Raw genomic sequence first — 20,892 nt, 5'->3', positions numbered from 1 at the left:
GAACGCAACTTCGCAGCGTTGCCCTGTGCTGTTGTGAAGATCCCTGCGAAGGCTGCATCAGTGTCTGTGAGATGCGCGCAGCCGGGTACCTTAGGCCAATGTTCACGAAAGTCTTGGTCGCCAACCGCGGCGAGATCGCCATCAGGGCCTTCCGTGCGGCCTACGAACTCGGCGTGGGGACGGTAGCCGTCTTCCCGTACGAGGACCGCAACTCGGTCCATCGGATGAAGGCGGCCGAGTCGTACCAGATCGGTGAGCAAGGGCACCCGGTCCGGGCCTATCTCTCGATCGACGCGATCATCGACGCGGCGAAGTCGGCGGGCGCCGACGCGGTGTACCCCGGCTACGGCTTCCTGTCCGAGAACCCGGACCTCGCGGCGGCTTGTGCCCGCGAGGGCATCACCTTCATCGGCCCCTCCGCCGAGGTGCTCGAGCTCGCGGGCAACAAGGCGCGCGCCATCGCCGCCGCCAAGGCCGCGGGCCTGCCGGTGCTGCGTTCCAGCGCGCCGAGCGCGGACGTGGACGAACTGCTCGCGGCCGCGCAGGAGCTGGAGTACCCGATCTTCGTCAAGGCGGTCGCCGGTGGTGGCGGGCGCGGCATGCGCCGGGTCGCCGAGCCCGCGCAGCTGCGCGAGTCGATCGAGGCCGCCTCGCGCGAGGCCGAATCGGCCTTCGGCGATCCGACGGTGTTCCTCGAGCAGGCGGTGGTGAACCCGCGCCACATCGAGGTGCAGATCCTGGCCGACCAGCACGGCAACGTGATGCACCTGTTCGAGCGCGACTGTTCGGTGCAGCGCAGGCACCAGAAGGTGATCGAGCTCGCACCGGCACCGAACTTGGATCCCGCACTGCGCGACCGCATCTGCGCCGACGCGGTGGCTTTCGCGAAGGAGATCGGCTACAGCTGCGCGGGCACGGTGGAGTTCCTGCTCGATGAGCGAGGCAATCACGTCTTCATCGAGATGAACCCGCGTATCCAGGTCGAGCACACGGTGACCGAGGAGATCACCGACGTCGACCTGGTGCAGTCGCAGCTGCGCATCGCCGCCGGCGAGACACTCGCGGATCTCGGCCTGAGCCAGGACAAGGTCACCATCCGCGGCGCGGCGCTGCAGTGCCGGATCACCACCGAGGACCCGGCCAACGGCTTCCGCCCGGACACCGGGCGGATCACCGCGTACCGCACGCCCGGCGGCGCGGGCATCCGGCTCGACGGCGGCGCCAACCTCGGCGCGGAGATCGGTGCCTACTTCGACTCGATGCTGGTGAAGCTCACCTGCCGCGGCCGCGACTTCCCGGCCGCGGTCGCGCGGGCCGGGCGGGCGCTGGCCGAATTCCGCATCCGCGGCGTCACCACCAACATTCCGTTCCTGCAGGCGGTACTCGACGATCCGGACTTCAAGGCGGGCCGGGTCACCACCTCGTTCATCGATGAGCGGCCGCAACTGCTGACGCTGCGCGGCTCGGCCGACCGTGGCACCAAGATTCTGAACTATCTGGCCGACATCACCGTGAACAAGCCGCACGGTGAACGGCCGACGACGGTGTACCCGCACGACAAACTGCCCGCCATCGACCTGTCGGTGCCGCCCCCGGACGGCTCGCGGCAGCGGCTGTTGCGTTTGGGCCCTGAGGGTTTCGCGCGGGATCTGCGCGCTCAGGCGGCGGTCGGCGTCACCGACACGACCTTCCGGGACGCGCATCAGTCCCTGCTCGCCACCCGGGTGCGCACCAACGGCCTGCTCGGCGTCGCCGGGCACGTCGCGCGGTTGACGCCGGAACTGCTGTCCATCGAGGCGTGGGGTGGTGCGACTTACGATGTGGCGCTGCGGTTCCTGTACGAGGACCCGTGGGAGCGCCTGGCTCTGCTGCGCGAAGCGGTGCCCAACATCTGCCTGCAGATGCTGCTGCGCGGCCGCAATACCGTCGGCTACACGCCCTACCCGGAGCAGGTGACCCGCTCGTTCGTCTCCGAGGCGACCGCGACCGGCATCGACATCTTCCGCATCTTCGACGCGCTCAACAACGTCGACCAGATGCGCCCGGCGATCGACGCGGTGCGCGAAACCGGCACGGCCATCGCCGAAGTCGCGCTCAGCTACACCGGTGATCTGTCCAACCCGGACGAAACCCTGTACACCCTGGACTATTACCTGAAACTGGCCGAGCAGATCGTCGACGCGGGCGCGCACGTGCTCGCGATCAAGGACATGGCCGGACTGCTGCGCGCTCCCGCCGCGGCGACTCTGGTCAAGGCCCTGCGGAGCAACTTCGATCTGCCGGTGCACGTGCACACCCACGACACCCCCGGCGGTCAGCTGGCCACCTACCTCGCCGCCTGGCAGGCCGGCGCCGACGCGGTCGACGGTGCCAGCGCCGCGATGGCCGGAACCACCAGTCAGCCCGCGCTTTCCGCGATCGTCGCGGCCGCGGCGCACAGCGAGCACGACACCGGACTGAACCTGCAGAACGTGTGCGATCTCGAGCCGTACTGGGAGGCGCTGCGAAAGGTGTACGCGCCGTTCGAATCCGGGCTGCCCGCCCCGACCGGCCGGGTGTACACCCACGAGATCCCCGGCGGTCAGCTGTCGAACCTGCGCCAGCAGGCCATCGCGCTCGGCCTCGGTGACCGGTTCGAAGAGGTCGAGGCCAAATACGCTGCGGCCGACCGGCTGCTGGGCCGGCTGGTGAAGGTGACGCCGTCCTCGAAGGTGGTCGGCGACCTGGCCCTGTCCCTGGTCGGCACCGGTGTGGACATCGAGGACTTCGCCGCCGACCCCGGTCGCTTCGACATCCCCGATTCCGTGATCGGTTTCCTGCGTGGCGAACTCGGCACGCCGGCGGGTGGCTGGCCGGAGCCGTTCCGCAGCCGCGCGCTGGAAGGCCGCGGCCCGGCCAAGCCCGAGACCCCGCTCACCGCCGCGGACGAGACAGGGCTGGCGGGCAGCTCCGAAGAGCGCCGGGCCACCCTCAACCGGCTGCTGTTCCCCGCGCCCACCGCCGAATTCCTCGCGCACCGGGAGAAGTACGGCGACACCATGGGGCTCTCGGCCAACCAGTTCTTCTACGGCCTGCGCCACGGTGAGGAACACCGCGTGCAGCTGGAGAAGGGTGTCACGCTGCTGATCGGCCTCGAGGCCATCTCCGAACCCGACGAGCGCGGCATGCGCACGGTCATGTGCATCCTCAACGGGCAGCTGCGCCCGGTCGCGGTGCGGGACCGGTCCATCGCCAGCGAGATCCCGGCCGCGGAGAAGGCGGACAAGGGCAACGCGAGCCACATCGCCGCCCCGTTCGCCGGAGTCGTGACATTGGCTGTGTCCGAAGGCGATTCGATCGCGGTCGGGGACACCATCGGCACCATCGAGGCGATGAAGATGGAGGCCGCGATCACCGCGCCGCGCGCGGGCACCGTCGGCCGGGTCGCGATCGGCCAGGTGCAGCAGGTCGAAGGCGGCGATCTGCTGATCGAGCTGGCGTTGCGCGAGTCCGCGGCCGAATGACGCGGATCGTCGCCGGGACGGCGGGCGGGCGGCGCCTGCGGGTGCCGCCCGCTGGTACCCGCCCGACCTCCGATCGGGTGCGCGAGGCGCTGTTCAGCGCGCTCGACGCCCGGATCGACTTCGACGGCGCCAGAGTGCTCGACCTCTACGCGGGGTCGGGGGCGCTCGGGTTGGAGGCGCTCTCGCGCGGCGCCGCGCACGCGCTGCTGGTCGAATCCGATCGCAAGGCCGCGGCGATCGTGCGCGGCAACATCGCCGACCTCGGACTGCCCGGTGCGGAACTGCGTCTCGGCACGGTGTCGTCGGTGCTGGCACTGGGTGGTGCGGGCGAATTCGACCTGGTGCTCTCCGATCCGCCGTACGCGGTCGAGACCGACGCGGTGCTCGCGGATCTGCGCGCGCTGACCCGCGGCTGGCTGCGCCCGGACGCCTTGGTGGTGGTGGAGCGATCCATCCGGTCACCGGAGATCGTCTGGCCCGCAGGGTATTCCGCGCTGAAGCCGCGCAAATACGGGGAGACGCGGATCGAGTCGGCGACGTTCGAATAGCCGCGGTGTGGCCTGGCGCACCCGCTGTGGTGTGCGGCGGGTCGACACGATAGCGTCTGACCATGGCTGGAGCATTGTGCCCCGGGTCCTTCGACCCCGTGACCAACGGACACATCGACGTCTTCACCCGGGCCGCGGCCCAGTTCGACGAGGTCGTTGTCACCGTCATGATCAACAAGAACAAGCAGGGCATGTTCAGCGTCGACGAGCGCATGGAGATGCTGCGCGAGTCGACCGCGCACCTGCCCAACGTCCGGGTGGAGTCCTGGTACGGGCTGCTGGTCGATTTCGCCAAGGAGCAGAACGTCACCGCGATCGTGAAGGGCCTGCGCGACGCGACCGACTTCGGTTACGAACTGCAAATGGCGCAGATGAACAAAAAACTCTCCGGCGTAGAAACCTTCTTCATAGCCACCAACCCCGCCTTCGGCTACCTCTCCAGCTCCCTCGTCAAAGAAGTAGCAGCCTTCGGCGGCGACGTCGTAGACATGCTCCCCCCCTCGGTCCACAAACGCCTCCTAACCCGCCTCGCCGACCGCAAAAGCTGATCGAACCGCTGCCTCCGTCGCACAAAGTCACCGCGCTGATACGGACGGAGATCGAATGGGATCGGATTCTGCTGGAACCGAGTTCGTCATGGTGGGGCCGGATTTCGAGATTATCAGGCAGCTGACACGTCAAATGGGGGACGTGAACCGGGCGGCTATGGTCGGACATGGTTGGACTCGGGAGATCGATACGCTCTTGTACGAGCTTGTGAGGTCGATTCCGCGAGAGGTGGCTCGGGTCAGGATCGTTGCGGGGGATCGAAAAGCCGATCGGGCCGAAGTGCCGGAGCAGGCGCTCAGGGCAGACGGCGAAGTTGTGCGGTATGTTCGTCGGCCGGTCCTCGAGCTATGGCCGGTTCTTCTTGCTGCTACCTGGGAACTGTTGGGGGGCAAGGAGGCGCGTTATCGCACCGGCTACGACGCGGACGAGATCACGGCTGCCCTGGCTTCGGTGACGGAGGCGGTTCGCGAGGCCCTTCGCGGCTCTGGATAGGAATCAGCCCCGGGCCGGGTTCGGCGCCGGGGCTGATTCGTGGGCTGCGGTGATGGTTCAGAAGACCAGGCCGCGTAGGGCGAGGAAGCGCATGCCGCCTACTGCCGCGGTGATGGCGAGGATGGCGGTGGCCTCGGCGGGGCCGCCGATGCTGGGGGCCCAGACGTCGAGGGCGGCCAGGCCTGCGGTGGTGATGGCGAGGCCGACGAGGGCCAAGCCGCCGCCCTCCCACTGGGCGGTGAACCAGCCGACGCGGCCGCGGGCGTGGAAGGTGAGCTGGCGATGCAGTTCGTTGGCGATGACGGTGCTGACGATCGAGCCGACCACGTTGGCGATCAGCGGGCCGATGCCGTGCATCGCGAAGAACAGCAGGACGTAGGCGATATTGCTGGAACCGCCGACCAGCGCGAAGCGGATGAGCTGGGCGAACGCGCGGTCGCCGCGCAGGTAGGTGATCAGCTGCTCGAATCGCGCCGCGACGGGTGCTGCGGGTAGCACCGGGTACGGGCCGACCCACGGCAGGAACAAGCTGGTCGCGTTTGCTCCCGCCGGTCGCTCCAGATCCAGAACTGTCATGGTCTTTCCGATCGAACAGGGCCTTCGAGTGGGACAACAGCGACGGTGATCGCTTCCTTCCCGCCGGGCTCTCGGCAGGTTTCGCACAGAACCTGTCGACAACGGGCGGACCGGTGTGGCCCTTGCTCTCTGGCTTCCTCAATCCCGCAGGTCCCGGTGGGGACTGCGCGCTAAGCCGAAGACCTTGTCGATCTTCCTATCGAAGGTACCACGAAGTGGAGGCTTATCCTCCACTTGATTTATGTGGCGTGCGAGACACTGGCACGACACACCGGAGGGTGACTCGGCACAAGCCGTGACGAGGGGCACACTGGGGCTCGGCGGAGAGTTCGCCGTGAGTCGTAGGAGAGTGGGGTAGTCAGCATGTACCGCGTATTCGAAGCACTCGACGAGCTGGTCGCCATCGTCGAGGAGGCGCGTGGCATCCCGCCGACCCGCAGCTGCATCGTGCCGCGCGGCGACGTGCTCGAACTGCTCGACGACGTGCGCGACGCGTTGCCGGGCGAGCTGGACGACGCCCAGGATGTGCTGGACATCCGAGACAAGATCGTGTCCGACGCCCGCTCGGCCGCCGACGTGACGGTGACCAGCGCCAACGAGCAGGCCGCGCACACCATCGGCTCGGCCCGGGAAGAGGCCGATCGCATCCTCGCCGACGCCAAGGCGCACGCCGACCGGATGGTGGCCGAGGCCAGCGCGCACGCCGACCATCTGGTCAACACCGCGCAGGCCGAGGCCGATCGCGTGGTCGCCGACGGCAACGCCGAATTCGAGGCCGTCACCAACCGGGCCCGGGTGGAGTCCGAGCGAATGATCGAGGCGGGCAAGGCTTCTTACGACCGCTCGGTGGCCGACGGCGAAGCGGAGCGGGACCGGCTCGTCTCGCAGACCGAGGTGGTGCGGGCCGCGCACGCCGAATCCGCGCGGGTGATCGACGCGGCGCACGCCGACGCCGACGCGATGCGCGAGGAATGCGACCACTACGTCGACTCGAAACTCGCCGACTTCGAGGAAACCCTCTCCAATACCTTGCGCACGGTCGGTCGCGGCCGGCATCAGCTGCGCTCCGGCGCGGGCGCCCCCGACTACGCCGGCGAATACCGCCGCTGACCCGCGCTCCGGCGGCGCGGGACCGGTGCTCGCGCAATTTGGGTGGACGAACCCGCTCGCGTATCGTGGAGTGGTTGCCCATTCCCCCCGATTGTGAAGTGAGTTCGTGATGCCCGCCGGTTCCGGTTCTGCCTCGCGTCCGCGCTCGGCCTCGCGCCGGGAGCCGGACGCGGCTTTCGTGCTGGACGTGCGCAGCCTCGGCCGCCGGCCGGGGACCATGCGTGAACTGCAGCGCACCTTCGATACCACCGCGCGGATCGGCCTCGACCTGGTCGGCGTCCCGGTGGGTGCGCAGGTCGAGTTCGACCTGCAGTTGCAGGCGGTGTCCGAGGGTGTGCTGGTCACCGGAACCGTGCACGCGCCCATCGAGGGCGAGTGCTCGCGCTGCCTCGAACCGTTCACCGATGGGATCGATCTGCCTCTCACCGAGCTGTTCGCCTACCCGGACAGCACCACCGAGCAGACCACCGACGATGACGAGGTCTACCGCATGGTGGACGACACCATCGACCTCGAACCGGTGGTCATCGACGCGATCGGGCTGGAACTGCCGCTGCAGCCGCTGTGCACCCCGGACTGCGCCGGACTGTGCGCGGAATGCGGCGTACGGATGGCGATTGCGGGTTCTGCGCACTCGCATGAGATACTTGACCCTCGCTGGGCCGGGCTGGCGAAGTTCGCCACCGAATCGCCCGGTAACGGCAGCCCCGAATCGGGTGCGGCCACAGCAACAGACCACTCAGCCGATATGGCAAGCAATAGGACAGAGGAGAAGTAGTCGTGGCCGTTCCCAAGCGCCGGATGTCCCGTTCCAACACCAGGTCGCGGCGCAGCCAGTGGAAGGCCACCGCGCCGACCCTGATCACCTGCCCGAACCGCGCCTGCGGTGAGAAGACCCTGCCGCACATCGCGTGCCCGTCCTGCGGCACCTACAAGGGTCGCCAGGTCACCGCTGCTGTCTGACAGTTCGACCTGTCGTATCGACGTGACTGATGAACCAGACTCGTCCGGTGCACACGCGAGCCTGCTCGCGGCGCTCGGCGTCGAGGTGCAGCCGGAGTTGCTGCGCCTGGCGCTGACGCACCGGTCCTACGCATACGAGAACGGCGGGCTGCCGACCAACGAGCGTCTGGAGTTCCTCGGCGATTCCGTCCTCGGATTGAGCATCACCGAGCGGCTGTATCACGAGCACCCGGACAAGTCCGAGGGCGAGCTGGCGAAGCTGCGCGCGAGCGTGGTGAACATGCACGCGCTCGCCGAGGTGGCTCGTCAGCTCGGCGCGGGCGGTCTCGGCGCGCACCTGCTGCTCGGCAAGGGCGAAGAGCTCACCGGCGGCCGGGACAAGCCGAGCATCCTCGCCGACGGGATGGAGTCGCTGCTCGGTGCGGTGCACCTGGAGCACGGCATCGATGTCGCGCGCGCGGTGGTGTTGCGCCTGTTCGCCGACCTGCTCGAGCGCGGTCCCCGGATGGGGGCCGGGCTCGACTGGAAGACGAGCCTGCAGGAGCTCACCGCGGAACGCGGCCTCGGCGTGCCCAGCTACGAGATCACTTCGACCGGTCCCGATCACGACAAGGAATTCACCGCGACCACGATGATCGGCGGCCAGGCCTACGGCCAGGGCGTCGGCCGATCGAAGAAGGAAGCCGAGCAGAAGGCCGCGGGCACCGCCTACCAGGCGCTGACCGCCGAAGCCTGATCGTGCCCGAACTTCCCGAGGTCGAGGTCGTCCGGCGCGGTATCGCCGAACACGTGGTCGGCCGGGTCATCGACTCGGTCGCGATCACCCATCCCCGCTCGGTGCGCCGTCATCTCGAAGGCGCCGCCGATCTCGCCGCACGGCTGGCCGGACTGAAGGTCCAGTCCGCCGAGCGGCGGGGCAAATTCCTCTGGCTCACCTTCGACGAGCCGGACACGTCCCTGGTCGTGCACCTGGGAATGAGCGGTCAGATGCTGGTGCAACCCGCCGACGCGCCGCTGGAGAAGCACGCGCACATCCGCGCCACCCTGCACGACGGCACTCAACTGCGTTTCGTCGATCAGCGCACCTTCGGCGGCTGGGCGCTCGCGCCGCTGGTCGAGGTGGACGGCACCCTGGTACCGGAACCGGTCGCGCACATCGCCCGTGACCCGCTGGACCCGCGCTTCGACGTCGAGTCCGTGGTGCGTGCGATCCGCGCCAAGCAGACCGAGATCAAACGCGTGCTGCTCGATCAGAGCGTGATCTCCGGCATCGGCAACATCTACGCCGACGAATCCCTGTGGCGGGCAAAGCTGCACGGCACGCGCCTCGCCTCCGGTCTGTCCCGCCCCGTGCTGCGCGGCCTGCTCGCCGATGTCGGCGCGGTGATGGGGGAGGCGCTCGCCGCGGGCGGCACCTCGTTCGACGCGCTGTATGTGAACGTCAACGGCCAGTCCGGCTATTTCGAGCGCTCCCTCGCGGTGTACGGCCGCGAGGACGAGCCGTGCCGCCGCTGCGGTGCCGCGATCCAGCGGGAGAAATTCATGAATCGTTCCTCCTATTCTTGCCCGCGGTGCCAGGCGAAGCCTCGCCCTCGTTAGGGAGCACGAGCTACCTTTCTTGTAGGCGGTCCGGGTGTCGGGGCCGTGGAGGAAGGACATATGCGCAAGCTCACGTACTACGTAGCGTCGACCATCGACGGATTCATCGCCACCGATGACGGGTCGGTCGATTTCTTCCCGGTCGGCGGCGACCACGGCCCTGCGATCACCGCGCAGTACCCCGAGACGCTGCCGACCAAGGTGCGCGAGTCGCTCGGCATCGATAAGCGCAACCGCTATTTCGACACCGTGCTGATGGGCCGCAAGACGCACGATTTCGGCGTGCGGACGGGTACGTCGAGCCCGTATTCGCATCTGAAGCAGTACGTGGTGTCGACGACGCTGCCGGAGGACCCCGACCCGGACGTCGAGTTGATCGCCGCGGACCCGCTGGCGAAGGTGCGCGAACTCAAGCGCGAACCCGGACTGGGCATCTGGTTGTGCGGCGGCGGTGAACTCGCCCAGGTGTTGTTGCCGGAGATCGATCAGATCTTCCTCAAGCTGTACCCGGTGCTGCTCGGGCACGGCCGGTCGCTGTTCGGCACCGGTCCACGGCTGCCCGACGCGGCCAGGTTCCGGGTGATCACCAGCCGCGTCTTCGAGGACGGAGTGGCGTTCATGAAGTACAGCAGGATTCGTTAACCGCAGTGGCGGAAGACGATTCGAGCGCGACCGGTCCGGCGGCGACGCCGGGCCCGGTCGAGGTGCTGCGCGAAATCGGCTTCTGGCTGGAACGCGCACGAGCCGAGACCTACCGGGTGAAGGCCTACCGTAAGGCCGCCGATATCGTCGCCGGACTGTCCGCGGCGGAACGCGCGGCGCATCAGGCGGCGCACAGCTGGCGGGAGATCCCCGGGATCGGCCCGAAAACCGCCGCGGTGATCGAGCAGGCCTCGGCGGGTGTGCTGCCGCAGTACCTGATCGATCAGCGCAACGCCGCGAAGCCGATCGGCGCGTCCGGTAAGGCGCTGCGCACCCGCCTGCGCGGCGATCTGCACACCCACTCGGATTGGTCCGACGGCGGCAGCCCGATCGCGGAGATGATGGGCGTCGCCGCCGCGCTCGGGCACGAATACTGTGCGCTGACCGACCATTCGCCCCGGCTGACCGTGGCGAACGGCCTGTCCGAGAGCCGGTTGCGCAAGCAGTTGGACGTCGTCGCCGAACTGAACGAGCGGATGGCGCCGTTCCGCATCCTGACCGGCATCGAGGTGGACATCCTCGACGACGGCACCCTGGATCAGCAGGCCGATCTGCTCGCCGAACTCGATATCGTGGTGGCCAGCGTGCATTCGCACCTGCGCGCGGACAGCGCGACGATGACCAAGCGGATGGTCTACGCGGTCGCCAATCCCAATGTGGACGTGCTCGGGCACTGCACGGGCAGGCTGGTCACCGGTGGTCGCGGCACCCGGCCGGAGTCGAGCTTCGACGCCGAGGTGGTGTTCGAGGCGTGCCGCAAGTTCGGCACCGCCGTCGAGATCAACAGCAGGCCCGAACGACGGGATCCTCCTTCGCGTTTGATGCGACTGGCGCTCGAGATGGACTGCCTGTTCGCCATCGATACCGACGCGCACGCGCCCGGTCAGCTCGATTGGCAGGGCTACGGCTGCGAACGCGCGGTGGCCAATGATGTTCCGGCCGAACGCGTGATCAACACCTGGCCACTGGCCGACCTGCTGGCCTGGACGGAGACCGCCGAAGCTTGATGGCCGCCGGATTAACTGTTGCCGAATAGTTCTGTCGTTCCGGGGTGTTCGCCCGCGTCCGCCTGAAAATGGTTGCCACAGAGATCATGTGGCGTGGGGGGATCGTTGGGCGAGTTTCCGGTCGATATCGTGCTGGCGCTGGTCGGTATCGCGGTGCCGGTCGGTGCGTTCCTGTACGAGTTCGTGCTGGTCGGGCGCAAGCGGCTCGGCTACCGAGTCCAGATGGACACCCCGGTCACCGGCGAGGTGGCCTCGGTGTTCCCCGGCGTGCTGCCGCAACTGCGGCCGGCGGGGGACGGCGCGGGGCCGGAACTCAAGGATCTGTCCGTGGTGCTGGTGCGCATCGAGAACAGCGGCGCGACCGATATCGACACGCGCGACTACCGGGCGCCCGACGCGGGCCGGATCGGCTTGCATCTGCGCTTCCCGCAGCGCCTGGTGATCGGTATGGCGGTGACCGAACTCAGCGATCCAGGCCTGGCCGACAGCCTGGACCGGGATTCCGGCCTCGCGGTGCGCGAGGACATGGCGGGCCATATCGGCGTCATCGATCTGCCCAAGGTGCCGCTGAATCGTGGCGAGCACTACAAGATCCTGGCCATCCTGCAACGGGCCGAGGGCGTCGGCGAGTATCCGGCGCCCCTGCTCACCGGTGGCATCAAAGGCGGCCGCGTCCTCGAAACCCGAAGCCGCACCGGCATTCCCCGCATGATGGTGGCGTTGACGGCGTTTCTGATCCTGGTGATCGTCGTGCAGTTCGTCGTCGCGTCGTCGCAGCCGCCGCCGACACCGCTGGAGTGCGCCGCGGGCAAACTCACCGTCGTCGGCTCGTCGGCGTTCGATCCGGTGCTGCGCAAAGCCGCCGATCAGTACGGGAAGCGTTGTACCGGAGCGCAATTCGCGTTCGGGTTCGAAGGAACCGAGCGTGGACTGGATCGGCTGGCCGAGGAGGGCAAAGATCATCCGGGTCTGCTCGCGATCAGCGACGGGCCGAAGGGCAGCGGGTATCCGGCGCTGGTGGCGCGGCCGCTGGCGCTGTCGCTGTTCAGCGTCATCGCCAACGAGACCGTCGGGGTGCGCAGTCTCACCGAAACACAGATCCGGGATCTGTACCTCGGCCGCATCGGGAACTGGCGCGAAGTCGGCGGACCAGACCTCCCGGTGGTGCTTGTGAACCGGATCCCCGGCTCCGGCACCCGTAACACCTTCGAACGCAGACTCCTCGGTTCCGATCAACCGGACCGCGCGCACGTCAGCTGCACCGCGCTCAAAGGCACCGTGCTGACCGGCGCGGCGCATTGCGACGTGCAGGTGACCAGGGACATGCAGAAGGCGGTCCGCGAAATTCCCGGCGCTGTCGGCTATTCCGAGTCCTCGGAAGCCGCCCAGGCGGGGTTGCCGACCCTGGCGATCAACGGCGTCCCGGCCGGCCGTGACGCGGCGATAGCGCGCACCTATCCGTTCTGGGGCGTGGAATACGCTTACAGCTACGGGGAAGTGCCCGGCGACTCGCTGGCCGCGGCGTTCCTGCACTACCTGGTCGATCAGAGCGGCAAGGATGTGTTGCGCGAACACGGGAACGCGCCGTGCGCCGAGTTGCCCGATCCGGGCCGGTGCCTGCCGGAATCGTGAATTACGCGAGACCGCGTCACACTCGCGGCCGCTGTCTCGTCCCTCTGTTGTACGAGGACATCGAGGAAAGGACGTCACCGTGGCACGGATGAAGCTCGCAGAGGTCGCCCCCGAGTACTACAAGGCGTGGTTCGAGGCGGAGAAGGCGATCCGGCGCGGTCCGTTGAATCCGGTGGTGCGCGAGCTGGTGAAGATTCGCGCGTCCCAGATCAACGGCTGCGTGTACTGCATCGACCTGCACACCACCGACGCGCGCCTGGCGGGGGAGACCGAGAAGCGGATCTACCAGCTCGACGCCTGGCGTGAGTCCGCGCTCTACGACGACACCGAGCGGGCCGCCCTCGCCTACGCGGAGGCGGTCACAAAACTCGGCGAGCACGGTGTGAGCGACGAGATCTGGGCCGAGGTCGAGAAGCATTTCGACGAGGGCGCGCGGGCCGGACTGGTCGCGGTCACCGCGATGATCAACCTGTGGAACCGGATCGGGGTCCCGCTGCGGATGCAGCCCGAGGTCGGCTGAGGCACCATGCGTGGGCACCGGCCCGGTGCCCACGCGCGGTTCACTCCTTCGGCGGCAGGAACGGCCGGGAGAAGTAGTCCTCGACCGGCAGCGGGCCGGTGTAGCGGCGGCACGGGCACTGCACCCACTCCCACACCGAGGGCGCGACGGAACGGCGTAACTCGGTGTGGCATTCGCCGTTCGGGTCGTGCACGGACAGATCGTGACCGCAGCCGCACTGCGCGGCGCTCTTCGTCTTGCCGAACGCCGCGCGGTGGCCGTAGCGCCCGATCGCCCAGCCGACGCCGGCGATCCCGGCACCGACGGCCAAGGTGATGGGATCGAACATGAACACATTGTACGTATACGTATGCCCGGCGGAATCGGCCCGATGTGTCGGTGCCATCGGCGAAGATGGCAGGCATGACGGAACTATCGCTGCGTGAGCTGAACCGAACCCTGCTGGTGCGTCAGATGCTGGCACAGCGGGTCGCGATGACACCGTTGGAGCTCGTCCGGCATCTGGTCGCGGTGCAAGGGCAGGAACCCAATTGGCCCTATGTCGGCCTGTGGTCCCGGCTCACCGATTTCCGGCACGACGATCTGGCCGCCTTACTACGAGAACGAAAACTGGTGCGGTCCACCATGATCCGCCGCACCGTGCACCTGGCCGACGCGGACGACTTCCGCTGGCTGCGCCCGACGGTGCGCCCGATCGTGCACGCTGCGTTGCAGGCGCCGTACTACCGCGACGAGATCGATGGCATCGATCTCGCCGAACTCGCCGTCGCGGGAAGGGAATTGCTGTCCGGTCAGATCCTGTCGCGCACCGAGCTGGGCCGCTTGCTCGCCGAACGCTTCCCGGATCGGCACGCGCGCAGGCTCGCCGAGGCGGCGGAGCTGCTGGTGCCGATGGCGCACAGCCCGGTGACCGGGGCTTGGGGCAAATGGCGCAACCGGTCGGTGACGGTCGCGCTCGCCGACGAATGGATCGGTGTGCCGATGGAGACCGAGCCGCACGCGCAGACCTTGATCCTGCGGTATCTGGCAGCGTTCGGCCCCGCCACCGTGGCCGATATGCAGGCGTGGGCGGGGGTGACCAAGCTCGCCGAGGTGGTCGACGAGATGCGTTCGAGCCTGCGGGTTTTCACCGACGATCAGCATCGCGTGCTGTTCGACCTGCCCGACGCGCCGCTGGCTGATCCGGGCCTGCCGGTGCCCGTGCGCTTCCTGCCCGCCTTCGACAACGCGCTGCTCGGGCACAAGGACCGCCGCCGGATCATCAGCGAGGAGGATCGGCAGCGGATCGCCAAGGAGGCCTCGGGCGGGGTGCCGATGTACCTGGTGGACGGTTTCGTGCACGGCCGATGGGCGTTGGAGGACAGCACCATTCGGGTCACGCCGTGGCATCCCCTGTCCGCGGCCGACGAGTCCGCCCTGCGCGCCGAGGCCGAGCGCCTGCTCGGATTCGTCGCCTCCGGTCAGGACGGAAAGATCATCATCGAGGGCTGATCCGAGGGTGCGTGAGCCGGATGGGGCTACTCGGGCAAAGGTGCGGCCTGGTCGGCGAAGTGCAGGCCGCGCAGGGCCAGTTCCTCTTCGAGGATCCGGATCGCCTTCGGGCCGACGCCGTGGATGCGCAGCAGTTCCTTCGCCGTCACCTCGGTGAGCTGGTCGTAGCGGGTGTACCCGTGCGCGGCCAGCTCGCGGTTGGCGACCTTGCCCATCCGGTGCGGAAACTCTGCCGCCGACGCTTGCTCCGCCATCACGACCTCCCGTGCGTTGTGCATTCCTCGGATAGGCGCACGGTAGCAACACCCACCGACATGCTGCCGGGCGATCGAGGCGTGACGAAAGTCTGACGGTGCGGCGTGGAGCGCCCGCCGCGGCGCGTTCACCAGGCACGATCGGTGCATGACACGAATTGCACGGCCAGGAGATCCGGCGTGACCGGCATGCGGGTGTTGTTGACCGGCGCGGCCGGGTTCATCGGTTCGCATATCCGCCGCGCGCTGGCCGCCGCCGGGCACGAGGTGCGCTCGGTCGACCTGATGATCCCGGCGGCGCACGGACCGTCCGCCGCGGTGCCCGACGGCGTCCGGCAGGTGGACGTCCGGGACGGGGACGCACTCGATGCGCTGCTGTACGGCGTCGACGTCGTCTGTCATCAAGCCGCAGTGGTCGGCGCGGGCGTGAGTGCTCAGGATGCGCCCGCCTACGCGAGTCACAACGACTTCGGCACGGCGGTGCTGCTGGCGGCGATGGATCGGGCCGGGTGTCGCAGGCTGGTGCTCGCGTCGTCGATGGTGGTGTACGGCGAGGGACACTACCGCGGCGAGCGGTGCGGGCCGGTGCCGGCCGGCGTCCGCCGCCCTGCGGATCTCGCGGCCGGGATGTTCGAGCATCGCTGCCCGGCGACCGGTGAGGTTCTCGACTGGGAAACGGTACGCGAGGACGCTCCGCTGCGGCCGCGCAGCCTGTACGCGGCAAGCAAACTGGCGCAAGAGAACTACGCCGCCGCGTGGGCGGCGGTGACCGGGTCCACGGTGACCGCACTGCGCTATCACAATGTGTACGGCGACGATATGCCCAGGGACACACCCTATTCCGGGGTCGCCGCGATCTTCCGTTCGGCGCTCGAGGCCGGGCAGTCGCCGCAGGTCTTCGAGGACGGTCGGCAGGCAAGGGATTTCGTGCACGTCACCGATATCGCCGCGGCGAACCTCGCGGCCGTCGAGCAGCCGCTGTCCGGCTTCGTCGCGCTCAATGTCTCTTCCGGCCGCCCGATCACCATCGGCGAGGTGGCGCTGACGTTGGCCGCGGCGCGCGGCGGCCCGGACCCGGTGGTGACGGGCCGCTATCGGGCCGGCGACGTGCGGCATATCGTCGCCGATCCCGAACAGGCCAGGCGCGTCCTGGGTTTCGTGGCACAGGTGGATCCGGTGGCGGGTCTCACCGAGTTCGCGTTCGCCCCGCTGCGCGACAGCGCGGGGATGTGCGCGCCGACCCTGTGAGCGGTCAGTTGCCCGACAGCGGCAGCCGTACCTCGAAACGGCTGCCGCCGGGCCGGTTCTCGGCGGTGATGTGCCCCTGGTGCGCCTCGACCAGACCGGCCGCGATCGCCAAACCCATACCGCTGCCGGTGGGTACGCCGTCGGCGGCGACGGGGGAGCGCGCGGCGGTGCCGCGATAGGCGACCTCGAAAATGCGCGGCAGGTCCGCCTCGGCGATCCCCGGCCCGGTGTCGTCGACCCGCGCCCACGCCTGACCGTCCGCGGTGCCCGCCGAGAGGGCGACCTCGCCACCGGGCGGCGTGTGCGCGATGGCGTTGGACACCAGATTGGTCAGCACCCGGCCGAGCGCCTGATCGTTCGCGGTGACGACGATGCGCGAATCCGGTTGTTCCGCACGGAGTTCGACCTGGGCGCGGGCCGCGGTCGGCCGGTTCGCGGCGAGCACCTCGTCGATCAGTTCCCGCAGATCCACCGGCTCCAGCTCGAGGCGCAGGGCGCCCGCGTTGATCTTCGACATCTCGAACAGGTCGTCGACCATGCGGGAGAGCCGGTTGGTCTCGACGCCGATCTGCTCGGCGTAGGTCGCCACGTCGGCTTGCCCGCTGACGACACCGTCGGAAAGCGCTTCGGCCATCGCGCGAATACCCGCCAGCGGGGTCCGCAGGTCATGGCTCACCCACGCGACCAGCTCGCGCCGGGACTGCTCCGCCGCGCGCTCCTGCTCCAGGATCTGCTTCTCCCAGACCATCTTTCGGGCCTGTTCGCGTCCGAGCAGGATCGCGGCGGGGACGGTGACCGCCGCGACGATGCCGAGCACCACCGCGGTGCGCTGCAACTCCTGGGTGAACATCAGCCCGCTGACCCCGATCACGCCCGCGAGGGTGGCCAGCGTCGGAATCAGCACCAGCACCGCCATGCTCGTGGTCACCGACCGATTCCTGGTGGTGCGCAGGATGATCGCGCCGATCAGGACCACCGGCAGCGAGCAGGCCAGCGAGTAGACGATGAGCTGGGTGGTGTCCTCAGGCATCGACGGCTCCGTTCCCGGTGCGCGCCCACGCGTAACCGCGGCCCCACACGGTTTCGATGCGATGGCTGTCGCCGAGTTTGGCGCGCAACCGCTTGATGTGCACGGTGACTGTGGACAGGTCGCCGAAATCCCAGCCCCAGACCTTGGCGAGCAAGGCTTCCCGGCTGAACACCTGCTGCGGATGCTGCAGTAGGAAGACGAGCAGGTCGAACTCGCGCGGCGTCAGATCCACGGGCACTCCGGCGACGAGGACGAGCCGGACCGCCGGGCGGATCTCCACGGCGCCGTCGCGCAGCACCGGGTGGTCGCTGTCGCGCACCACCTGTGAGCGCCGCAGCACCGAGGCGACCCGCAGCGCGAGTTCCCGTGGGCTGAACGGCTTGGTGACGTAGTCGTCGGCGCCCGCCTCCAGACCGAGTACCCGGTCGTCCTCGTCGCCGAGGGCGGTGAGCAGGATGACCGGCATGTCCGGTCGCGGCCCCGAGCGGATGCCGCGGCAGATCTCGATGCCGTCCGGCGCGGGCATCATCACGTCGAGCACGGCCAGCTCGATCACCTCGTCCGGATTCGCCAGCGCCGCCACAGTGGTTGTGCCGTCTGCAGTTTCGCGCACCTCGTGGCCGTCGCGCTCGAGATAGCGGCGGACCACGTCCCGGACGACGGGATCGTCGTCGGCGATCAGAATCGTCATGCTCTCACCAGTTCGTCAGGATCGTGTGGACCAGCAGCAGGGTTGCGGCGGCTTGCAGCGCGAGCCAGCGCCGGGCGGCGGCGCCCGGCAGGAAAGCGGTCGCGGCGAGCAGCCAGACATCGAACGGTAGCCAGATCCGCTCGGTTTCGGCTTTGCTCAGTCCACTGAGGTCTGCCGCGAGTATCGCGCACAGGGCCGCGGCAACCAGTAGTGCCGTCGGATCGAGGGCACGCAGCGTGCGCGGCGACAGCGCGCGGGACAGGCCCGCGGCGGTCGCGAGGCCCACCGCGCACACCGTCGCGGCCAGGTTGCCCCACCACCAGTAGGCGTAGGACCGCTCACTGGCTATGCCCTGGTAATAGCGCTGCACCACCAGGTGATAGCCGTCCAGCCACCAGAAACCGGCCAGCGTGAACGCGGCCACGACCGCCAGCGCACCGGCCAGCGCGGGCAGCAGCGGGCGCGCGGTCCGGGCCGCGATCAGCACGGCCACAGCCGGAAACGCCATCAGTACCAAGCCGTAGCTGAGATAGATGCCGAGCGCGAACAGCACGCCCGCGGCGAGCGCGGCGCCGGTCTTGCCGCCGGGTCGCGCGGCGATCGCCAATAATGCGACGGCCCAGGCCGTGACACCGGCGAACATCGCGTCCGCGGAGACCGCGATCCACAGCGCGGCGGGGGCGAGCACCAGGAACGGCAGCGCCGCCCGCGCTCGATCCTCGGCTCCGAGCGCCCGCAGCGCGACCGCGACGGCGAGCACCGCGCTGGTGCCGATCAGCAGACAGGCCGTGCCCGCCCACGCGCCGCCGCCGAGGCCGACGCGGTCGAGCAGGACGAAGAAGAGCAACGCACCCGGTGGATGGCCCGACACGTGCGTGGTCCACGAGTCCGGCTCGAAATCGAGGATGCGATCGGCGAATCCGCGCAGCATCGCGCCGATGTCGGTGACGCCACCCACCTCGTGCAGGTACTCGTTGGAATCGGTGAGCCGACGGGCGAATCCGCGCTCCCAGCCGTCGACCATGGCGAGTGCGAACGCCCAGCCCAGCGCGCCGGCCCAGGAGACGGCCAGCAAGGGACGCCAAGACAACCGCCGCGCGAGCGTCGGGCCCTGTGCGACAACGACAATCGCGAGGGCGACGGCCGGCACGGTACCCCAGCCCGCGTGCGGCAGCCAGTTGCCGAAGATCGGCGCGGCACCGGCGTACAGATTGCTCCGCCACGATTCGCTGGCAATTCGCGGGACGACGAATGCCGCCGCGACGAGCACGGCGGCGCTGCCTGCGCCCACCAGGTCGCCACGGAACCGGGCACGCTGCGGGGGATCGAGGACGGAGGTCTCGGACACGGCTCTCACGATAGGGCGGTCAGCGAGCTGTCTGTGCAGATCCTGGCCACTTTTTCGATGATGTCACTGTTTCGTCACAGGTTTTCCGGCCGTTTCGCGGCCCCGACGGCTTAGCGTCGGCAGCGTGACTCGAACCCAGGTTGATCCTGCCGGAGTGACCGTCGTGATTCCGTGCCGGGACGAAGCTGATGCGTTGCCCGACGTGCTCGCCGCGCTACCCGCCGGATACCACGCCCTCGTGGTGGACAACGGTTCCACCGACGGCACCGGCGCCGTCGCGCGCAGCCGCGGCGCCACGGTGGTGCACGAGGCCAGACCGGGCTACGGCGCGGCCGTACAGGCGGGCATCGCGGCGGCCCGCACCGAGCTGGTCGCGGTACTCGACGGCGACGGATCGATGGATCCGGCCGAACTGCCCGGCCTAGTCGAATTGGTGCGTGGCGGAGCCGATCTCGCGGTCGGCCGCCGGCGGCCGACGCATGCCGGGGTCTGGCCCTGGCACGCCCGGCTCGGCAACCTGCTCGTCGCGCGCCGGTTGCGGCGCAAATACGGTCTGCCCGTGCACGATATCGCCGCGATGCGGGTGGCGCGCCGGGCCGGAATGCTGTCGCTCGGACCTTTGCACCAGCGGTCCGGCTATCCGCTCGCACTGCTGGTCGGCGCGGCGAGCGCCGGTTGGCGGGTGGTGGAGCGGGACATCGCCTACCGGCCGCGCGCGGGCGGGGTGTCGAAGGTGTCGGGCTCGTGGCTCGGAACCCTGCGCGCCACCAAGGATTTCCTGGCGGTGCTGCGATGAGCTGCTGTCCGGCGACGCTGCTGGTGATCGCGAAGGCGCCGATCGCGGGCTTCGCCAAGACCCGGCTCTCGCCGCCGCTGACCCCGCGCGAAGCGGCCACAGTGGCCGCCGCCGCACTGCTGGACACCCTCGACGCGGTGCTGCGCAGCGAGGTCAGGCATCGGGTCGTCGCGTTCACCGGCGATCTGTCGGCGGCCGAATGCGGCGGTGAATTGGCAAGGGCGCTCGAGCTATTCGAGGTCGTCCCGCAACGCGGCGCGGGTTTCGGCGCGCGCCTGGCGAACGCGCACGCCGACGCCGCGCGATTCGGTGCGCCGGTATTCCAGATCGGGATGGACACGCCGCAGATCGGCCCCGACACACTGACCGCGGCGGCGCGTGCACTCGTCGCGGGTGACGGTGCGTTGCTGGGCCCGGCCGAGGACGGCGGCTGGTGGGGTCTCGGATTGCCGACGCCGCAACCCGCGCGCGTGCTCGAGCATGTCCCGATGTCCACCGATCGCACCGGCGAGTTGACACGGAAGGCGTTGCAGCAGTGCGGGTATGCGGTGACGTCGCTGCCGCAGTTCAGCGATGTCGATACCTTCGCCGACGCACAACGGGTCGCCGAGGCTTCGGGCGGCCGCTTCGCCGGGGAGATCCATCGGCTGCGTGAGCGCGGGCTGGTGCGATCATGAGCGGCGTCTGCGGTGCGGTGCGCCGGGCGGGCACGATCCGCGTTTCCACTGGCAGTGTTGCCACGGCCGGCGGCCGGCGGCACCGCGATGCGCGTCGCGTGCGACCGATCGGGGCGATCGGAGCTTTCCACGACGCAGTCGACTGTCCGGCACGGG

General features: G+C 69.0%; 23 protein-coding genes. 17 read left to right on the top strand and 6 right to left on the bottom strand.

Going from position 1 to position 20,892, the window contains the following annotated elements; all coding sequences use genetic code 11:
- Nucleotides 1-98 precede the first annotated feature (98 nt).
- The 4 genes from O3I_RS31710 to O3I_RS31695 all read left to right on the top strand — a co-directional run bounded on the left by O3I_RS31710 (nucleotide 99) and on the right by O3I_RS31695 (nucleotide 5,092).
- The gene (locus tag O3I_RS31710) at nucleotides 99-3,503 is read left to right on the top strand and encodes a pyruvate carboxylase (protein WP_014987112.1); all 3,405 of its coding nucleotides are present in this window, start codon (nucleotides 99-101) and stop codon (nucleotides 3,501-3,503) included.
- Nucleotides 3,500-4,051 carry a 16S rRNA (guanine(966)-N(2))-methyltransferase RsmD gene (gene rsmD / locus O3I_RS31705; protein ID WP_014987111.1) on the top strand — a complete coding sequence of 184 codons (552 nt, stop codon included), beginning with the start codon at nucleotides 3,500-3,502 and terminating at the stop codon, nucleotides 4,049-4,051. The genes O3I_RS31710 and rsmD overlap by 4 nt, the downstream gene beginning before the upstream one ends.
- Before the next feature lie 62 nt (nucleotides 4,052-4,113).
- Nucleotides 4,114-4,599, top strand: a complete 486-nt coding sequence (gene coaD / locus O3I_RS31700; protein ID WP_014987110.1) for a pantetheine-phosphate adenylyltransferase — start codon at nucleotides 4,114-4,116, stop codon at nucleotides 4,597-4,599.
- 55 nt (nucleotides 4,600-4,654) lie between these two features.
- A complete protein-coding gene (locus tag O3I_RS31695; RefSeq protein WP_141691635.1) occupies nucleotides 4,655-5,092 on the top strand; it encodes a hypothetical protein in 438 nt (145 codons plus the stop codon).
- 57 nt (nucleotides 5,093-5,149) lie between these two features.
- Here the strand turns inward: O3I_RS31695 and O3I_RS31690 are convergent, their stop codons facing one another.
- Nucleotides 5,150-5,668, bottom strand: a complete 519-nt coding sequence (locus tag O3I_RS31690; protein WP_014987108.1) for a GtrA family protein — start codon at nucleotides 5,666-5,668, stop codon at nucleotides 5,150-5,152.
- Nucleotides 5,669-6,031: 363 nt separating this feature from the next.
- Between O3I_RS31690 and O3I_RS31685 the strand changes: the two genes are divergently transcribed.
- The 9 genes from O3I_RS31685 (at nucleotide 6,032) to O3I_RS31645 (ending at nucleotide 13,201) form a co-directional block, all read left to right on the top strand.
- Nucleotides 6,032-6,778, top strand: coding sequence for a DivIVA domain-containing protein (locus O3I_RS31685; RefSeq protein WP_014987107.1), 747 nt, complete (start codon nucleotides 6,032-6,034; stop codon nucleotides 6,776-6,778).
- A gap of 109 nt (nucleotides 6,779-6,887) precedes the next feature.
- Nucleotides 6,888-7,556, top strand: coding sequence for a YceD family protein (locus O3I_RS31680; protein ID WP_014987106.1), 669 nt, complete (start codon nucleotides 6,888-6,890; stop codon nucleotides 7,554-7,556).
- A 2-nt stretch (nucleotides 7,557-7,558) separates the two neighbouring features.
- Nucleotides 7,559-7,741 carry a 50S ribosomal protein L32 gene (gene rpmF / locus O3I_RS31675; RefSeq protein WP_014987105.1) on the top strand — a complete coding sequence of 61 codons (183 nt, stop codon included), beginning with the start codon at nucleotides 7,559-7,561 and terminating at the stop codon, nucleotides 7,739-7,741.
- A gap of 22 nt (nucleotides 7,742-7,763) precedes the next feature.
- Entirely contained in the window at nucleotides 7,764-8,477 is a 714-nt protein-coding gene (rnc, locus tag O3I_RS31670) for a ribonuclease III (protein WP_014987104.1), read from the top strand.
- A gap of 2 nt (nucleotides 8,478-8,479) precedes the next feature.
- Nucleotides 8,480-9,340, top strand: a complete 861-nt coding sequence (gene mutM / locus O3I_RS31665) for a bifunctional DNA-formamidopyrimidine glycosylase/DNA-(apurinic or apyrimidinic site) lyase (protein WP_014987103.1) — start codon at nucleotides 8,480-8,482, stop codon at nucleotides 9,338-9,340.
- 60 nt (nucleotides 9,341-9,400) lie between these two features.
- On the top strand, nucleotides 9,401-9,982 hold the full coding sequence (locus O3I_RS31660; protein ID WP_014987102.1) for a dihydrofolate reductase family protein: 582 nt from the start codon (nucleotides 9,401-9,403) through the stop codon (nucleotides 9,980-9,982).
- A 5-nt stretch (nucleotides 9,983-9,987) separates the two neighbouring features.
- Nucleotides 9,988-11,049 (top strand): PHP domain-containing protein, encoded by a 1,062-nt coding sequence (locus tag O3I_RS31655; RefSeq protein ID WP_014987101.1) that lies wholly within the window; start codon nucleotides 9,988-9,990, stop codon nucleotides 11,047-11,049.
- A 93-nt stretch (nucleotides 11,050-11,142) separates the two neighbouring features.
- On the top strand, nucleotides 11,143-12,681 hold the full coding sequence (locus O3I_RS31650) for a PstS family phosphate ABC transporter substrate-binding protein (RefSeq protein ID WP_237748167.1): 1,539 nt from the start codon (nucleotides 11,143-11,145) through the stop codon (nucleotides 12,679-12,681).
- Nucleotides 12,682-12,769: 88 nt separating this feature from the next.
- Nucleotides 12,770-13,201: a carboxymuconolactone decarboxylase family protein gene (locus tag O3I_RS31645; RefSeq protein WP_014987099.1), complete on the top strand. Its 432-nt coding sequence runs from the start codon at nucleotides 12,770-12,772 to the stop codon at nucleotides 13,199-13,201.
- Nucleotides 13,202-13,241: 40 nt separating this feature from the next.
- Here the strand turns inward: O3I_RS31645 and O3I_RS31640 are convergent, their stop codons facing one another.
- Nucleotides 13,242-13,529 (bottom strand): hypothetical protein, encoded by a 288-nt coding sequence (locus O3I_RS31640; RefSeq protein ID WP_041564618.1) that lies wholly within the window; start codon nucleotides 13,527-13,529, stop codon nucleotides 13,242-13,244.
- A 74-nt stretch (nucleotides 13,530-13,603) separates the two neighbouring features.
- Here O3I_RS31640 and O3I_RS31635 point away from each other — a divergent pair, with 74 nt between their 5' ends.
- Entirely contained in the window at nucleotides 13,604-14,692 is a 1,089-nt protein-coding gene (locus O3I_RS31635; RefSeq protein ID WP_014987097.1) for a winged helix DNA-binding domain-containing protein, read from the top strand.
- A 26-nt stretch (nucleotides 14,693-14,718) separates the two neighbouring features.
- On the opposite strand, the gene O3I_RS31630 is transcribed toward O3I_RS31635, so the two are convergent.
- Nucleotides 14,719-14,946 (bottom strand): hypothetical protein, encoded by a 228-nt coding sequence (locus tag O3I_RS31630; RefSeq protein ID WP_041564617.1) that lies wholly within the window; start codon nucleotides 14,944-14,946, stop codon nucleotides 14,719-14,721.
- A gap of 180 nt (nucleotides 14,947-15,126) precedes the next feature.
- Between O3I_RS31630 and O3I_RS31625 the strand changes: the two genes are divergently transcribed.
- Nucleotides 15,127-16,194, top strand: coding sequence for an NAD-dependent epimerase/dehydratase family protein (locus O3I_RS31625; protein WP_014987095.1), 1,068 nt, complete (start codon nucleotides 15,127-15,129; stop codon nucleotides 16,192-16,194).
- Nucleotides 16,195-16,198: 4 nt separating this feature from the next.
- Here the strand turns inward: O3I_RS31625 and O3I_RS31620 are convergent, their stop codons facing one another.
- Genes O3I_RS31620 through O3I_RS31610 form a run of 3 tightly spaced genes read right to left on the bottom strand, consistent with a single transcriptional unit; the run spans nucleotide 16,199 to nucleotide 19,263 of the window.
- Nucleotides 16,199-17,224: a sensor histidine kinase gene (locus tag O3I_RS31620; protein WP_014987094.1), complete on the bottom strand. Its 1,026-nt coding sequence runs from the start codon at nucleotides 17,222-17,224 to the stop codon at nucleotides 16,199-16,201.
- Nucleotides 17,217-17,915 (bottom strand): response regulator transcription factor, encoded by a 699-nt coding sequence (locus tag O3I_RS31615; protein WP_014987093.1) that lies wholly within the window; start codon nucleotides 17,913-17,915, stop codon nucleotides 17,217-17,219. The genes O3I_RS31620 and O3I_RS31615 overlap by 8 nt, the downstream gene beginning before the upstream one ends.
- 4 nt (nucleotides 17,916-17,919) lie before the next feature.
- Nucleotides 17,920-19,263 (bottom strand): hypothetical protein, encoded by a 1,344-nt coding sequence (locus O3I_RS31610; RefSeq protein ID WP_014987092.1) that lies wholly within the window; start codon nucleotides 19,261-19,263, stop codon nucleotides 17,920-17,922.
- Between the two features lie 124 nt (nucleotides 19,264-19,387).
- Here O3I_RS31610 and O3I_RS31605 point away from each other — a divergent pair, with 124 nt between their 5' ends.
- Nucleotides 19,388-20,059, top strand: coding sequence for a glycosyltransferase family 2 protein (locus O3I_RS31605; protein WP_041562995.1), 672 nt, complete (start codon nucleotides 19,388-19,390; stop codon nucleotides 20,057-20,059).
- On the top strand, nucleotides 20,056-20,736 hold the full coding sequence (locus O3I_RS31600; protein ID WP_014987090.1) for a TIGR04282 family arsenosugar biosynthesis glycosyltransferase: 681 nt from the start codon (nucleotides 20,056-20,058) through the stop codon (nucleotides 20,734-20,736). Before O3I_RS31605 ends, O3I_RS31600 begins: the two co-directional genes overlap by 4 nt.
- Nucleotides 20,737-20,892 lie beyond the last annotated feature (156 nt).

The organism is Nocardia brasiliensis ATCC 700358 (genome assembly GCF_000250675.2).
In the GTDB taxonomy this organism is placed as follows: domain Bacteria; phylum Actinomycetota; class Actinomycetes; order Mycobacteriales; family Mycobacteriaceae; genus Nocardia; species Nocardia brasiliensis_B.
The sequence above is the reverse complement of the archived record's forward strand: the minus strand, read 5'-3'. Positions and strand labels throughout refer to the sequence as shown.

Bases quoted from the DNA above. Each gene is read 5' to 3' on its own strand.
- O3I_RS31710 (WP_014987112.1), top strand. From the start codon at position 99: ATGTTCACGAAAGTCTTGGTCGCCAACCGCGGCGAGATCGCCATCAGG.
- rsmD (WP_014987111.1), top strand. From the start codon at position 3,500: ATGACGCGGATCGTCGCCGGGACGGCGGGCGGGCGGCGCCTGCGGGTG.
- coaD (WP_014987110.1), top strand. From the start codon at position 4,114: ATGGCTGGAGCATTGTGCCCCGGGTCCTTCGACCCCGTGACCAACGGA.
- O3I_RS31695 (WP_141691635.1), top strand. From the start codon at position 4,655: ATGGGATCGGATTCTGCTGGAACCGAGTTCGTCATGGTGGGGCCGGAT.
- O3I_RS31690 (WP_014987108.1), bottom strand. From the start codon at position 5,668: ATGACAGTTCTGGATCTGGAGCGACCGGCGGGAGCAAACGCGACCAGC.
- O3I_RS31685 (WP_014987107.1), top strand. From the start codon at position 6,032: ATGTACCGCGTATTCGAAGCACTCGACGAGCTGGTCGCCATCGTCGAG.
- O3I_RS31680 (WP_014987106.1), top strand. From the start codon at position 6,888: ATGCCCGCCGGTTCCGGTTCTGCCTCGCGTCCGCGCTCGGCCTCGCGC.
- O3I_RS31660 (WP_014987102.1), top strand. From the start codon at position 9,401: ATGCGCAAGCTCACGTACTACGTAGCGTCGACCATCGACGGATTCATC.
- O3I_RS31645 (WP_014987099.1), top strand. From the start codon at position 12,770: ATGAAGCTCGCAGAGGTCGCCCCCGAGTACTACAAGGCGTGGTTCGAG.
- O3I_RS31640 (WP_041564618.1), bottom strand. From the start codon at position 13,529: ATGTTCGATCCCATCACCTTGGCCGTCGGTGCCGGGATCGCCGGCGTC.
- O3I_RS31635 (WP_014987097.1), top strand. From the start codon at position 13,604: ATGACGGAACTATCGCTGCGTGAGCTGAACCGAACCCTGCTGGTGCGT.
- O3I_RS31630 (WP_041564617.1), bottom strand. From the start codon at position 14,946: ATGGCGGAGCAAGCGTCGGCGGCAGAGTTTCCGCACCGGATGGGCAAG.
- O3I_RS31620 (WP_014987094.1), bottom strand. From the start codon at position 17,224: ATGCCTGAGGACACCACCCAGCTCATCGTCTACTCGCTGGCCTGCTCG.
- O3I_RS31615 (WP_014987093.1), bottom strand. From the start codon at position 17,915: ATGACGATTCTGATCGCCGACGACGATCCCGTCGTCCGGGACGTGGTC.
- O3I_RS31600 (WP_014987090.1), top strand. From the start codon at position 20,056: ATGAGCTGCTGTCCGGCGACGCTGCTGGTGATCGCGAAGGCGCCGATC.